The organism is Acinetobacter sp. 802_lipA (assembly GCF_058242885.1).
The window spans coordinates 1,801,781-1,816,670 of record NZ_JBZAYP010000001.1; the positions used below are offsets into that span (position 1 = coordinate 1,801,781).

Sequence of the window (14,890 nt, forward strand, 5' to 3'; positions counted from 1 at the left end):
GGGTGTTGTATAGTCAAGCCTCACGAGCAATTAGTATTGGTCAGCTTCACATATCACTATGCTTCCACATCCAACCTATCAACGTCGTAGTCTTCAACGGCTCTTTAGAGGACATAAAGTCCTAGGGAAATCTTATCTTGAGGTAGGCTTCCCGCTTAGATGCTTTCAGCGGTTATCCCTTCCGAACATAGCTACCCGGCGATGCGACTGGCGTCACAACCGGTACACCAGAGGTTCGTCCACTCTGGTCCTCTCGTACTAGGAGCAGATCCTCTCAAATTTCCAACGCCCACGGTAGATAGGGACCGAACTGTCTCACGACGTTCTAAACCCAGCTCGCGTACCTCTTTAAATGGCGAACAGCCATACCCTTGGGACCTGCTTCAGCCCCAGGATGAGATGAGCCGACATCGAGGTGCCAAACACCGCCGTCGATATGAACTCTTGGGCGGTATCAGCCTGTTATCCCCAGAGTACCTTTTATCCGTTGAGCGATGGCCCTTCCATACAGAACCACCGGATCACTAAGACCTACTTTCGTACCTGCTCGACTTGTGGGTCTCGCAGTTAAGCGCGCTTTTGCCTTTATACTCTACGCGTGATTTCCGACCACGCTGAGCGCACCTTCGTACTCCTCCGTTACTCTTTAGGAGGAGACCGCCCCAGTCAAACTACCCACCAGACATGGTCCTCGTCCCGGATAACGGGACAGAGTTAGAACCTCAATATTACCAGGGTGGTATTTCAAGATTGGCTCCACCGAAACTAGCGTCTCGGTTTCAAAGCCTCCCACCTATCCTACACAAGTAAGATCAAAGTTCAATGTCAAGCTGCAGTAAAGGTTCACGGGGTCTTTCCGTCTAGCCGCGGGTACACCGCATCTTCACGGCGAATTCGATTTCACTGAGTCTCTGCTGGAGACAGCGCCCCCATCATTATGCCATTCGTGCAGGTCGGAACTTACCCGACAAGGAATTTCGCTACCTTAGGACCGTTATAGTTACGGCCGCCGTTTACTGGGGCTTCGATCAAGAGCTTCGCTTACGCTAACCCCATCAATTAACCTTCCAGCACCGGGCAGGCATCACACCCTATACGTCCACTTTCGTGTTTGCAGAGTGCTATGTTTTTAATAAACAGTTGCAGGGGCCTGGTTTCTGTGGCTGCCAATAGCTCAAGGAGTAAATCCTATCACCGTCGGCAGCGTACCTTCTCCCGAAGTTACGGTACCATTTTGCCTAGTTCCTTCAGCAGAGTTCTCTCAAGCGCTTTGGTCTACTCGACCTGACCACCTGTGTCGGTTTCGGGTACGATTCCTATGTAACTGAAGCTTAGAGACTTTTCCTGGAAGCATGGTATCAGCCACTTCACTGTACAAGTACAGCTTGCTATCAGTTCTCAGCATAGAGTACCCCGGATTTGCCTAAGATACATGCCTACAACCTTCCACCTGGACAACCAACGCCAGGCTGACTTAACCTTCTCCGTCCTCTCATCGCATTACATAGAAGTATTGGAATATTAACCAATTTCCCATCGACTACGCCTCTCGGCCTCGCCTTAGGGGTCGACTCACCCAGCCCCGATTAACGTTGGACTGGAACCCTTGGTCTTTCAGCGTGCGAGTTTTTCACTCGCATTGTCGTTACTCACGTCAGCATTCGCACTTCTGATACCTCCAGCATACTTCTCAATACACCTTCATCGGCTTACAGAACGCTCCCCTACCACTTGCAATAAATTGCAAATCCGCAGCTTCGGCATATAGTTTTAGCCCCGTTACATCTTCCGCGCAGGCCGACTCGACTAGTGAGCTATTACGCTTTCTTTAAAGGGTGGCTGCTTCTAAGCCAACCTCCTAGCTGTCTATGCCTTCCCACATCGTTTCCCACTTAACTATAATTTTGGGGCCTTAGCTGGCGGTCTGGATTGTTTTCCTCTTGACTACGGACGTTAGCACCCGCAGTCTGTCTCCCGGATAGTACTCATTGGTATTCGGAGTTTGCATCGGTTTGGTAAGTCGGGATGACCCCCTAGCCGAAACAGTGCTCTACCCCCAATGGTATTCGTCCGAGGCGCTACCTAAATAGCTTTCGGGGAGAACCAGCTATCACCGAGTTTGATTAGCCTTTCACCCCTATCCACAAGTCATCCCCTGGCTTTTCAACGACAGTGGGTTCGGTCCTCCAGTTAGTGTTACCCAACCTTCAACCTGCTCATGGATAGATCACCCGGTTTCGGGTCTACACCCAGCAACTAAACGCCCTATTAAGACTCGATTTCTCTACGGCTCCCCTATGCGGTTAACCTTGCTACTGAATGTAAGTCGCTGACCCATTATACAAAAGGTACGCAGTCACCGAACAAGTCGGCTCCCACTGCTTGTATGCATGCGGTTTCAGGATCTATTTCACTCCCCTCACAGGGGTTCTTTTCGCCTTTCCCTCACGGTACTGGTTCACTATCGGTCAGTCAGGAGTATTTAGCCTTGGAGGATGGTCCCCCCATATTCAGACAAGGTTTCACGTGCCCCGCCCTACTCGACATCATCATATAAGCCCTTTCGTGTACAGGACTATCACCCACTATGGTTGCACTTCCCAGAGCATTCCACTAGAACTTATATGACTTAATGGGCTTTTCCCCGTTCGCTCGCCGCTACTGAGGGAATCTCAATTGATTTCTTTTCCTAAGGGTACTGAGATGTTTCACTTCCCCTCGTTCGCCTCGTATGACTATGTATTCATCATACGATACCTGCCTTATGACAGGTGGGTTTCCCCATTCAGAAATCTCCGGATCACAGGATATTTGCCGCCTCCCCGGAGCTTATCGCAGGCTATTACGTCTTTCATCGCCTCTGACTGCCAAGGCATCCACCACATGCACTTAATTACTTGACTATACAACCCCAAACAGTCGTAGCACCTACAAGTAGTACTAGGACAGATCGATTGCTCGATCATACAGTTTGTTGTTCTGTGTACTTAAACACCGTACAGCTTCAATTCAATTCACATACCAAAACGCTTGATTCAGTTAATTTCGCTAGTAACTCATTTCTTCAATCTTCATCATCCAGTAATAAATCACTGTTAATGTCGATCTTAAAAACGAGTATGAACAAATTATTTCAACTCAAATATATTCTGTTAATGATTTTTCCAGCCTTCGTCAGGTCAGGAAACTGTGATAAATCACAGAAGTTAATAAGCTTCAACTTACTAAATTCTATAATCCAACCTATCTGCGCGAAGCATAGCTTCTTGCTTAAATTTCAAGGAAAAGCCTTAAAGCAGTGCTTTAAGTTTTCTTGTCTTGAAATTTGGTGGAGACTAGGAGAGTCGAACTCCTGACCTCCTGCGTGCAAAGCAGGCGCTCTACCAACTAAGCTAAGTCCCCAGCTTATCATCTGTGATTCGATGTATCGTAAACTGTGTTAAGGCGAATGCTTAACTCGAGCATAGCTCTCGTCTTGCGCTCGGGCGAAACATGTTTCGCTGACCCTCGCTCATGGTGGGTCTGACAAGACTTGAACTTGTGACCCCACGCTTATCAAGCGTGTGCTCTAACCAACTGAGCTACAGACCCTCAGATACATCGTCATGAAGAACAACTTGTTGTGGATTCTTACCAATCGTCAATCTTTCGTTAAGGAGGTGATCCAGCCGCAGGTTCCCCTACGGCTACCTTGTTACGACTTCACCCCAGTCATCGGCCACACCGTGGTAAGCGTCCTCCTTGCGGTTAGACTACCTACTTCTGGTGCAACAAATTCCCATGGTGTGACGGGCGGTGTGTACAAGGCCCGGGAACGTATTCACCGCGGCATTCTGATCCGCGATTACTAGCGATTCCGACTTCATGGAGTCGAGTTGCAGACTCCAATCCGGACTACGATCGGCTTTTTGAGATTAGCATCCTATCGCTAGGTAGCAACCCTTTGTACCGACCATTGTAGCACGTGTGTAGCCCTGGTCGTAAGGGCCATGATGACTTGACGTCGTCCCCGCCTTCCTCCAGTTTGTCACTGGCAGTATCCTTAAAGTTCCCGGCTTAACCCGCTGGCAAATAAGGAAAAGGGTTGCGCTCGTTGCGGGACTTAACCCAACATCTCACGACACGAGCTGACGACAGCCATGCAGCACCTGTATGTAAGTTCCCGAAGGCACCAATCCATCTCTGGAAAGTTCTTACTATGTCAAGACCAGGTAAGGTTCTTCGCGTTGCATCGAATTAAACCACATGCTCCACCGCTTGTGCGGGCCCCCGTCAATTCATTTGAGTTTTAGTCTTGCGACCGTACTCCCCAGGCGGTCTACTTATCGCGTTAGCTGCGCCACTAAAGCCTCAAAGGCCCCAACGGCTAGTAGACATCGTTTACGGCATGGACTACCAGGGTATCTAATCCTGTTTGCTCCCCATGCTTTCGTACCTCAGCGTCAGTATTAGGCCAGATGGCTGCCTTCGCCATCGGTATTCCTCCAGATCTCTACGCATTTCACCGCTACACCTGGAATTCTACCATCCTCTCCCATACTCTAGCTTCCCAGTATCGAATGCAATTCCTAAGTTAAGCTCAGGGATTTCACATCCGACTTAAAAAGCCGCCTACGCACGCTTTACGCCCAGTAAATCCGATTAACGCTCGCACCCTCTGTATTACCGCGGCTGCTGGCACAGAGTTAGCCGGTGCTTATTCTGCGAGTAACGTCCACTATCCTAGAGTATTAATCTAAGTAGCCTCCTCCTCGCTTAAAGTGCTTTACAACCAAAAGGCCTTCTTCACACACGCGGCATGGCTGGATCAGGCTTTCGCCCATTGTCCAATATTCCCCACTGCTGCCTCCCGTAGGAGTCTGGGCCGTGTCTCAGTCCCAGTGTGGCGGATCATCCTCTCAGACCCGCTACAGATCGTCGCCTTGGTAGGCCTTTACCCCACCAACTAGCTAATCTGACTTAGGCTCATCTATTAGCGCAAGGTCCGAAGATCCCCTGCTTTCCCCCGTAGGGCGTATGCGGTATTAGCATTCCTTTCGGAATGTTGTCCCCCACTAATAGGCAGATTCCTAAGCATTACTCACCCGTCCGCCGCTAGGTTAGGTAGCAAGCTACCCTTCCCCGCTCGACTTGCATGTGTTAAGCCTGCCGCCAGCGTTCAATCTGAGCCATGATCAAACTCTTCAGTTAAAAATCATTAGTAGCTTATGGCTACAAATCTTGGCTCATCAATTTTCTGACAAATATTTCTCAAATAAACTTCGAGTAATTTTTACCTTCAATCAATGAAATATTTTCGATCGATCAATCAGTAAAAATCCACACAAGTTGTTCTTCATAATCTCTTAATGATCTTTCTAACACCTCGTCAGTGCTAGAAGCTGGACTCAATATACTCAACAACTCAGCACTTCGTGCTTCGTTCGTTTCCGTCTATCTCGTCGGTATGGGGTGCATTCTAGAGGATTTCTAAAGCTTTGCAACCCCCAAATTCACTTATTTGAAACGGGCGTTGGTTTTTTCTACAAAACTTAAGAAAAATCGTATTTTTCATCTATTTTTTGATCATATTTATCATTTTTTCTCTTATTTCTTTCAACATGAGCATTTCATTTCCAATCTTTAAAAGTCTTTTAAGCTTGAAATTTAAGCCTTAGCATTTATTTTTTCTTTCAGCAGAGTCTTACCAATCTTCTAGCAACGTTGTTTTCAGGCTTAAAATCACTCTTTATTCCGTTCATCTCTGTATTTTTGATAAATCATCTTTCTAAAGACGTAGTTCTTTATTTAATACACGCCTAAGCTGAAAAACTGCCGCATTGCTATAAAAGCACCTAATATTTAGCAAGAATGGAATGCTTAGTCTGTTTTTATTTCATTCGCGTAATAGCAAAGCCCTCTTCTATCTATACCATGGTCAAGATAATTCAAGACAGAGCTGAAATAACAACTACGATAAATCTTGATGATACAAAACATCTGGATAAATGCAGCGCTATACACCTGTAAAGGTGATAACCTTCTTTATTTAAAAGCCTATTGCACCCAACTTTTATGACAGCTCGTTATTTGTCTGCGAGAAACTGATTTTAAAAAACTAAATTTTTGCCAATAAAAAAGGAAGAGATCTCTCCCAAAACCTCTTCCTCGGAGTTAGATCGTTATCTGATCCATAGATGTCATTATTATAGTTATCTTAAAAAAGTCCCTTGGGGAAGAGACTTGAAAACTGTGGAGAGTTATTCTTATTGACCCTTCTAGCGATGTTAAAAACATCAACTAGACGTTGAAATCTTATACACAATCATTTTAAATTGCAATATTTTTGGAAAAAATTAAGCATTGTTTTTATAAGGTTTTTTTTGAATTTACTTATTTGATTTTTTTATAAAGATTAAAAAATAAAAAGCAGGCCGAAGCCTGCTTTTATATCAATAACTTAAAGCATATATATGCACTAACTTAGTCAGTAAAAGTGACTTTCGCAATGGCTTTTTTACCCGACTGGATAATTAAAGTGGCATTTTCTTTAACAGAGAAGCTCATATCAACCACGTTCCAATCGACTTTGACCGCACCACGACCCACGGCATCTTTTGCCGCTGCAGCATTTGGGTTTAAGCCCGCTACGCGAAGAATTGTTGCAATAAACAACTCGCCACCAAATTCTGCACGTGAAATTGTCACTTCTGGTGTCCCTTCGGGTAGTTCACCCTCAGTAATCAGGTTGCCTGCACCTTTATGTGCATTTTCTGCTGCTTCTGCACCATGGAAACGCTCTACCAACTCAAGGGCTAGAATTTTCTTCACTTCTTGTGGATTACGCCCTTCAGCAATTTCTTTTAGCAGGACTTTAATATCATCAACGGATTTAAAGCTGAGTAAATCGAAATAGCGTTCAATTAATGCATCTGGCATCGAAAGGACTTTCTGATACATCGCCCCTGGTGCATCAAATACCCCAATATAATTACCCAAAGACTTAGACATTTTGTTCACACCGTCTAAACCTTCAAGGATTGGCACTGTAATGCAGACTTGCGCTTCTTGATCATAACGACCTTGAAGTGTACGCCCCATCAATAAGTTAAAGGTTTGGTCCGTACCGCCTAACTCAACATCTGCCTCAAGGGCAATCGAGTCATAGCCTTGAACCAATGGATATAAAAACTCATGAATTGCGATTGGTTGATGGTTGTTATAACGCTTGGTGAAGTCATCACGCTCAAGCATACGTGCAACCGTTTGCTGTGATGCCAACTGAATTAAATCAGCCGCTGTTTTGGTTGCAAACCATTCTGAGTTGAAGCGCACTTTGGTTTTATTAGGATCAAGAATTTTAAACACTTGTTCTTGATAGGTTTTTGCATTTTCAAGCACTTGCTCACGCGACAATGGTGGACGTGTTGCACTTTTTCCAGTTGGGTCACCGATCATCGCGGTATAGTCCCCAATCAAGAAGGTCACGTCATGACCCAAGTCTTGGAAAGTTTTCAGTTTATTAATTAAAACCGTATGCCCCAAGTGCAAGTCAGGCGCAGTCGGGTCAAAGCCCGCTTTAATTTTTAAAGGACGATTTTCTTTTAATTTCTTCAGAAGATCTTCTTCAGAAATAATTTCATGCGTGCCTCGTTGAATGAGAGCAAGTTGTTCTTCAGCCGGCAGGAAATTTGACATCACAAAACCCAAACACATCAGTTATTCAATTTGTGCGATATACTAACACTTTTTCAGCACATTGCAGGCTTTAGAATAATCATGACAGCGATCTATATTGGGGTAATGACTGGCACCAGCATGGATGGTGTTGATATTGTTGCTGCTTCTTTTGATCCTTTAGAGATTCACGCGACACTCACCCTTCCTTTTGATCCAGACCTTCGCGATGAACTCATGGCACTCACTTTGCCAGATGACAACGAAATTGATCGTATGGGTAAAGCCGATGTCGCACTGGCTCAAATGATTGGTCATGGCATCAATGAGATGATTGAGAAAAATCAGCTTGATCGTAGTCAAATCAAAGCCATTGGTTCGCATGGTCAGACTATTCGACATCGTCCTGAACATGGTTTTACTCTGCAAATTGGTGATCCCAATATTATTACTGAGCTCACTCAGCTCCCAGTAATTTCAGATTTTCGCCGTCGTGATATGGCTGCAGGTGGTCAAGGGGCACCGTTGGTACCTGCATTTCATCAAGCGCTCTTCCAACACGATAGTATTCACCGTGTGATATTAAATTTGGGTGGTATTGCCAATGTTAGCATGTTGCCTGCAGGTCAACCTGAAGCCGTGTATGGCTTTGATACAGGTCCAGCTAACATTTTAATGGATGCTTGGTGTGAACGTTTTACTGGACAGCCCTATGATGAAAATGGCAATTGGGCAGCCTACGGCCATCCGATTCGCAGCCTGCTCGATCGGCTACAATCCCATGAATATTTTTCCAAAGAACCACCAAAAAGCACTGGCCGTGAAGACTTCAACCTCGAATGGTTAGATGAACAAATTGCCGACTGGCGCAATGACCTTGAATACGACGAGCTTGAAGACAGTCCTGAAAATATTCAGGCTACATTAATGAAGCTCACCACGCGCGCCATTAAAAAAGCCATCTATCGCTCCGATATGGATACGGGTGAAGTCTACGTCTGTGGTGGTGGTGCCTATAATTCACACCTTTTAGAACAGTTACGTTGGCGCTTACGTAAACATAATTGGTCTGTACAAACCACCTCCGCGATTGGCTTAGCCCCAACTTGGGTGGAGGCGACTGCCTTTGCTTGGTTGGCCATGCGTTTTATCCAGCAACTCAGTGGCAACTTACCGACAGTGACAGGCGCACAAGGTAACCGTATTCTCGGAACGATTACCGCGGTTTAAACATCAAAATGCTTCTGGTCTTTTAGACGCAACCCAAGCAAATCAAAAAAACCAGTCAGGTGAATAACCGACTGGCTTTTTCTTTAATTTATATCAACGATTTTTTTTGCTGTTAATGTTAACGCATCATCAACTTGGCATTTTCCTGACGGAAGGCTTTTAAAATTTGCTGCCCCGCTCGTCCCGTCGGACTTAAGCCTAAACGAATTTGCTCCTGACGAATCGCTTGACGAGTTTTATCACCAATCAAGCCATCCACCGCACCAATATCATAGCCACGATTCAGTAAAAACTGCTGAATTTCACGACGTTCAGAACGCGAAGTGCCTGCATCATCAGTTGGCCAAGTTGTACTAAACCCACCTTGCCCTTGTAAGCGGTCTGATAAATGCGCAATCGCTAATGCATAACTTTCTGCTGCGTTATAACTATAGATTGCATCAAAGTTTTTAAACACTAAAAATAGTGGACCATTTTCACCAGCGGGCGCCATCAACCCAGCTTGTGAGCTAGAAGATAAATTGCCTTGAATTAACGCTGAGCCATCTGCGCGTACCAAGCCGTTTTGCATCCAGTAAGATAAGGACTTCTTATTACGACGACTTTCACCACTTAGAGAGATCGCTTGCGGATTTTTTACTTCAAATCCCCAAGGCTGCCCAGTTTGCCAGCCGCGTTTTTTGAGGAAATTGGCTGTTGATGCCAAAGCATCTGTGGTACTCGACACCAAATCACGGCGTCCATCACCATCAAAATCGACCGCCAGCTCTTCATACGTCGATGGCATAAACTGGGTATGGCCAAACGCACCTGCCCATGAGCCTTTCAGTTGTGGCTCCGTTAAATCGCCACGCTGTAAAATACGCATAGCGGCAAAAAACTCTCCACGGAAATAGCTTTGGCGGCGCCCTTCACAACTCAATGTGCCTAAAGCTTGTAATAATGGATATTTACCTGAAATATCGCCAAAATTACTTTCCACGCCCCACACGGCAACCACAGTCTCCGCAGGCACACCATACGCGGCCGCAACACGATTCAACACTTCACGATGCTGCGCCAATTTTTGCTGACCTACCGCAACACGCTCATCATCCACCAATCCTGACAAATAATCCCAAATCGGCGTGGAAAATTCAGGTTGGTAATTTAATTTTTCAATCACAGAATAATCAGGCGCTAAATTTTGTGTGTAGCGATCATAAGTGGACGCAGACACACCATTCGCCATCGCTTGGCTTTTTAAATTGGCAATACAGCTTTGAAATGAATTCTGAGGACGATAATCGGAAGTTGCGACATTTGAACTGCCTGTAACTTTTTGACCATTAATAATAAGCTCAGCATTCGCCTGAGTCGCCGCTAAAAAAAATGAACCTAAAAGAAAAGCAAAACGGTGCATAAAATCCCTAATGATTCTTTATCTCTGAATTATGCTTTTAACCTTAACACTTTCGATTTCACTTTTCTGAATCAAAACGTAAATGAATATTCATTTTGGTTTAAATTCAAAACCATCTTTTAAATTTAAAACCACTTATCCACAACACTACAGATCTCAACTTTTGAATTCAAAAACAACCTTTAGTTCAGCAAGCACTTTAAATTCAATCATCTTGTTTTAAATTTATTTTATCCACATTTTTATTTAACCTTCATAATCAACAATATACAAAGAATTAAACTTCGAAACCCAAGCTCAATATTTTTAAATTCAAAACTTTAAATTCATCTCACAGACTTTAAATTTATTGTTTTGAATTTAAATTCAAACAGCATCAAAACTTTTAAATTCATTTTAAATTTAAACACTCGATTTAAATTTAAAACCCACTTTTAAATTCAAAATTTTACTTCTATTTTTTAAATTCAAAATAGACTTAAAAAGATATCCACATACCCAAGTTGATAGAGCTCTCTACTGTTTCACTTTCTTTTAGGTGAAAACCAGTGTCACATTCAATCGTAGACGCTGTTTTAAACGTGCTTCTCTGCACAAAACTCGCTTTATTTTGCTTTCAGTTTATTTTTCTATGCGCTAATTTTATCAAAACGGATAAAAAACACTCAATTTATTTCAATTTTGATCCGATTAACGGTCACTTTTTTCAAAGAGGCGCAATCATGCCTGAATGAGTCCAAATAAAAAAGCGACCACTATCGTGATCGCTTTTTTTAACAACAACTGAAGCTTTAGATGGTCATATCTTCGCTCAGTGCCAATGGATTTGGTAAGATTTTAGCCAACTGGCGACATAGCATCGTGAGTTGAGCGGTATCATTCGGCATTAAAGTTAGGTGACCAATCTTACGACCTTCACGTTCTTCCTTATTATAAAGATGTAGATGTACACCTTCTAAGGCCAAGACTTGTTCAGACTGTGGATACTGACCAATAATATTGATCATGACCGTAGGGCGAACGACTTCAGTTGAACCCAAGGGTAAGCCTGCAACTGCACGAATATGGTTTTCAAACTGAGAGCATACTGCGCCTTCAATCGACCAGTGTCCTGAATTATGCACACGTGGCGCCATTTCATTGGCATACAAACCTTTGTCTGTGACAAACAGTTCTAAGGTCAACACGCCAACATAATTCAAATGATTCAATAGGCGAGTGATGTAGTCTTGTGCAACGGGTTGTAAGTCCGCACTATTCGGTGCAGGAACAATCGAATGCGACAAAATACCATGATGGTGATGGTTTTCAGCCAATGGCCACGTTTTCACATCGCCATTTTGACCACGTACCGCAATGATCGAAACTTCACGCGAGAAGGTCACAAAGCTTTCTGCAATTAAACTTCCAGCAGGGCCTAATTCAGCCCATGCTTGTTCAATTTGTTGTTCAGAACGCAATACAAACTGACCTTTGCCATCATAGCCACCTGTGGCTGTCTTCAGCACAATCGGTAAACCCAGCTCAGCAACTGCAGCGCTTAAACTTTCTAGAGAATCTACCGCTTTATAAGGCGCAACAGGAATCTCAAGCTCATCAAATAACGCTTTTTCAGACAAGCGATGCTGTGCAATAGCTAAAGCCTGACGCGGCGGATGCATATCTTTTTGCTTGGTCAAAACATCAACATCGGACAAAGGCGTATTTTCAAACTCAAGGCTGAAGACATCGGCACTAGCAATAAAGTCTTGTAAACCGTTTTCAGTTTTGCTTGAAATCACAGTTCCTAAAGCCGCTGAAGGGCAGTCTATACTCACATCAAAGAACGTACATTGAATATTCAGTGGCAAAGCCGCTTGCGCCATCATGCGACCCAGCTGCCCACCACCAAAAATACCGATGGTTTTATTCATGAGGAATGCCCCGTATTAAGCTTGGCCTGGAATATTGTTGCTTGCGACTTTGTCGGTTTGTGCAGCACGGAAATCGGCCACATTTTTTGCAATTTCAGGACGTGTCAGACCTAAAATTTGTGCTGCCATAATCGCGGCATTGGTTGCGCCTGCTGGACCAATCGCCAAAGTACCCACTGCAATACCTGCTGGCATTTGCACAATCGATAACAGTGAATCGACACCGTTTAAAATCGAAGACTTCACTGGCACACCAAGTACAGGCAAATCAGTTTTCGCCGCACACATTCCTGGTAAATGCGCCGCACCGCCTGCACCCGCAATAATCACTTGGATACCACGGTCACGTGCTTGTTCAGCATATTCAAAAAGACGATCTGGCGTACGGTGCGCAGACACAACTTCCGCTTCAAATGGGACACCAAGTTGCTTAAGCATATTGGCAGTGTGTTCGAGAGTAGCCCAATCTGATTGAGAACCCATGATAATTCCAACGAGAGGAGTGTCTTGTGAAGCGGCCGCATTCATTGCAATGTTTCCAGAGATAGTTAAGAGAGATAAATCTCGACTAGCGCCAAGCTTTAATAAGAGCCCCGTATTATAGACTGATTTTTCAGCTCTCCAAAATTTAACCGTACAACTAAATGCAGATTTTTCTTGTTTTTTTATCGAGTAGCATAAAACTTAAATAAAAAGAGGACTGTAGCCTCACTTTTTGATTTATTGGCTGCGAAAAACAAAATAAACACAACCAAATAAACACAGTCCTGCCCACAAATAATCGAGCTTAAAAGGCTGTTTAAATAAGAAAAGCATAAACGGTACAAAAACCAATAGCGTCACCACTTCTTGGGTGATTTTCATTTCGCCCATTGACCAGCCTTGCTGTGACAGCATACGGGTCGCAGGAATCATAAAACTGTATTCCACCAACGCGATGAACCAGCTAAATAAAATGGCTTGCCAAAGCGGCACACCCGGTAAAAATTTTAAATGTCCATACCATGCAAGTGTCATAAAACAGTTGGCAATAATCAATAAAATAAAGGGCAGGGACATGAAGCAAGATCGCCGAATTTAGGAGCATTTTATTGTACGTTTTTTGCGAGGAAATTCAGCAAATATTGCACTTTTCAGCCAGCTTTTTTACAAAATAAAAGCGTTGTTCAAGCCGCAGAATAATTAAACGATTAGATACAAGAATCACTATCTTTTCGCTAAGCGCCTTGCTATGGTTGCTTTCACATCGAATTAATCACGACAACAGCACCAACAATACGTGATGTGTCTATAAAAGCAGTGGAGTGAGGCGGAATGCATCTGCATATTTTGGGTATTTGTGGCACCTTTATGGGGTCTTTAGCGCTTTTAGCACGTGATCTTGGCCACACAGTGACGGGTTCGGATCTAAACGTTTATCCTCCCATGTCGACCCAACTCGAAAATGCAGGCATTACCTTAATGCAAGGTTATGACCGCAGTCATTTACAACCTCATCCTGATTTGGTCATCGTCGGCAATGCGATGAAACGCGGGATTGATGCCGTTGAATACATGCTCAATGAAGGCTTGCCCTATATTTCAGGCCCACAATTTTTGGCCGATCATGTGCTCCAAGGCAAACACGTACTTGGTGTAGCAGGGACCCACGGTAAAACCACCACCACCACCATGTTGGCTTGGGTATTGGATCAGGCAGGTTTAGAGCCAGGTTTCCTGATTGGCGGTGTACCGTTAGGTTTCTCTGAAAGTGCGCGTTTAGGTGCTGGCAAATACTTCTGTGTTGAAGCCGATGAATATGATTCTGCCTTTTTCGACAAACGTTCGAAGTTCGTGCATTACCATCCCAAAACAGCCATTTTAAATAACCTCGAATTTGACCATGCCGACATTTTTGATGATCTAGCAGCGATTCAAAAACAATTTCATCACTTGGTTCGTACCATTCCAAGTGAGGGTCGTATCATTGCTCCAATTACTGAAACCAATATTGATGAAGTTTTAGAGCAGGGCTGTTGGACACCTGTGGTTCGTACCTCTTTAGAGGCCCACGACAAGTCTGAATTGTATGCCGAACAACTAAGTGCTGATGGTTCGCACTTTAAAGTACTCCAACACGGCGTGGTAAAAGGCACAGTGCAATGGAACATGACAGGGCAGCACAGCGTAGCCAATGCTTTGGCGACTATCGCTGCGGCTGAACACGTCGGCGTGAGCATTGAAACAGCGTGCGAAGCACTGTCTAACTTTGGCGGCGTGAAGCGCCGTATGGAGCTTTTAGGCACGGTGCGTGGCGTTGAAGTGTATGATGACTTTGCCCATCACCCAACCGCAATTGATACTACGCTAGAAGGCGCACGTAAGCGTTTAGGCGAACGTAAGTTGTGGGCAATTATTGAACCTCGTTCAAATACTATGCGCATGGGAAGCCATAAAGATGGACTTGCGCACTCTGCGCGTTTGGCGGATGAAGTGATTTGGTATCAACCAGAAGGTTTGGACTGGGACTTGCAACCTGTCATTGAAGCTGCTTCAAATAAAGCCGTGGTTGCTCGCTCACTGGAAGATATTATTCAAACGGTGGTCAGTGAAGCAGGTGAGGGCGATGCAGTGGTGATTATGTCGAATGGCGGTTTTGGCGGGTTACATCAAAAATTGATCAGCGCCTTAAACGAAGAATAAGCGGTAC

The 14,890-nt window shown here is 44.4% G+C and carries 7 protein-coding genes, 2 tRNA genes and 2 rRNA genes; 2 read left to right on the forward strand and 9 right to left on the reverse strand.

What is annotated here, in order from left to right; all coding sequences use genetic code 11:
* Positions 1-9: 9 nt before the first annotated feature.
* From AC4CU3_RS08920 to tyrS, 5 genes are all read right to left on the reverse strand, one after another.
* Positions 10-2,903, reverse strand: a 23S ribosomal RNA gene (locus AC4CU3_RS08920).
* Between the two features lie 423 nt (positions 2,904-3,326).
* Positions 3,327-3,402, reverse strand: a tRNA-Ala gene (locus AC4CU3_RS08925).
* Between the two features lie 112 nt (positions 3,403-3,514).
* Positions 3,515-3,591, reverse strand: a tRNA-Ile gene (locus AC4CU3_RS08930).
* A gap of 61 nt (positions 3,592-3,652) precedes the next feature.
* A 16S ribosomal RNA gene (locus tag AC4CU3_RS08935) occupies positions 3,653-5,190 on the reverse strand.
* Together the 16S and 23S rRNA genes with 2 tRNA genes alongside form the textbook arrangement of a ribosomal RNA operon.
* 1,272 nt (positions 5,191-6,462) lie before the next feature.
* Positions 6,463-7,695, reverse strand: a complete 1,233-nt coding sequence (gene tyrS, locus AC4CU3_RS08940; RefSeq protein WP_490738127.1) for a tyrosine--tRNA ligase — start codon at positions 7,693-7,695, stop codon at positions 6,463-6,465.
* Positions 7,696-7,758: 63 nt separating this feature from the next.
* Here tyrS and AC4CU3_RS08945 point away from each other — a divergent pair, with 63 nt between their 5' ends.
* Positions 7,759-8,886 carry an anhydro-N-acetylmuramic acid kinase gene (locus tag AC4CU3_RS08945; RefSeq protein WP_490738128.1) on the forward strand — a complete coding sequence of 376 codons (1,128 nt, stop codon included), beginning with the start codon at positions 7,759-7,761 and terminating at the stop codon, positions 8,884-8,886.
* 118 nt (positions 8,887-9,004) lie between these two features.
* Here AC4CU3_RS08945 and AC4CU3_RS08950 read toward each other — a convergent pair whose 3' ends face one another.
* The 4 genes from AC4CU3_RS08950 to AC4CU3_RS08965 all read right to left on the reverse strand — a co-directional run bounded on the left by AC4CU3_RS08950 (position 9,005) and on the right by AC4CU3_RS08965 (position 13,260).
* On the reverse strand, positions 9,005-10,288 hold the full coding sequence (locus AC4CU3_RS08950; protein WP_278345303.1) for a lytic murein transglycosylase: 1,284 nt from the start codon (positions 10,286-10,288) through the stop codon (positions 9,005-9,007).
* A 791-nt stretch (positions 10,289-11,079) separates the two neighbouring features.
* On the reverse strand, positions 11,080-12,201 hold the full coding sequence (locus AC4CU3_RS08955) for a 5-(carboxyamino)imidazole ribonucleotide synthase (RefSeq protein WP_159151807.1): 1,122 nt from the start codon (positions 12,199-12,201) through the stop codon (positions 11,080-11,082).
* Positions 12,202-12,216: 15 nt separating this feature from the next.
* Positions 12,217-12,729, reverse strand: coding sequence for a 5-(carboxyamino)imidazole ribonucleotide mutase (purE, locus tag AC4CU3_RS08960; RefSeq protein WP_004697498.1), 513 nt, complete (start codon positions 12,727-12,729; stop codon positions 12,217-12,219).
* A 192-nt stretch (positions 12,730-12,921) separates the two neighbouring features.
* Positions 12,922-13,260: a DMT family protein gene (locus AC4CU3_RS08965; protein WP_004977754.1), complete on the reverse strand. Its 339-nt coding sequence runs from the start codon at positions 13,258-13,260 to the stop codon at positions 12,922-12,924.
* A gap of 255 nt (positions 13,261-13,515) precedes the next feature.
* Between AC4CU3_RS08965 and mpl the strand changes: the two genes are divergently transcribed.
* Positions 13,516-14,883: a UDP-N-acetylmuramate:L-alanyl-gamma-D-glutamyl-meso-diaminopimelate ligase gene (mpl, locus tag AC4CU3_RS08970; RefSeq protein WP_183175993.1), complete on the forward strand. Its 1,368-nt coding sequence runs from the start codon at positions 13,516-13,518 to the stop codon at positions 14,881-14,883.
* Positions 14,884-14,890 lie beyond the last annotated feature (7 nt).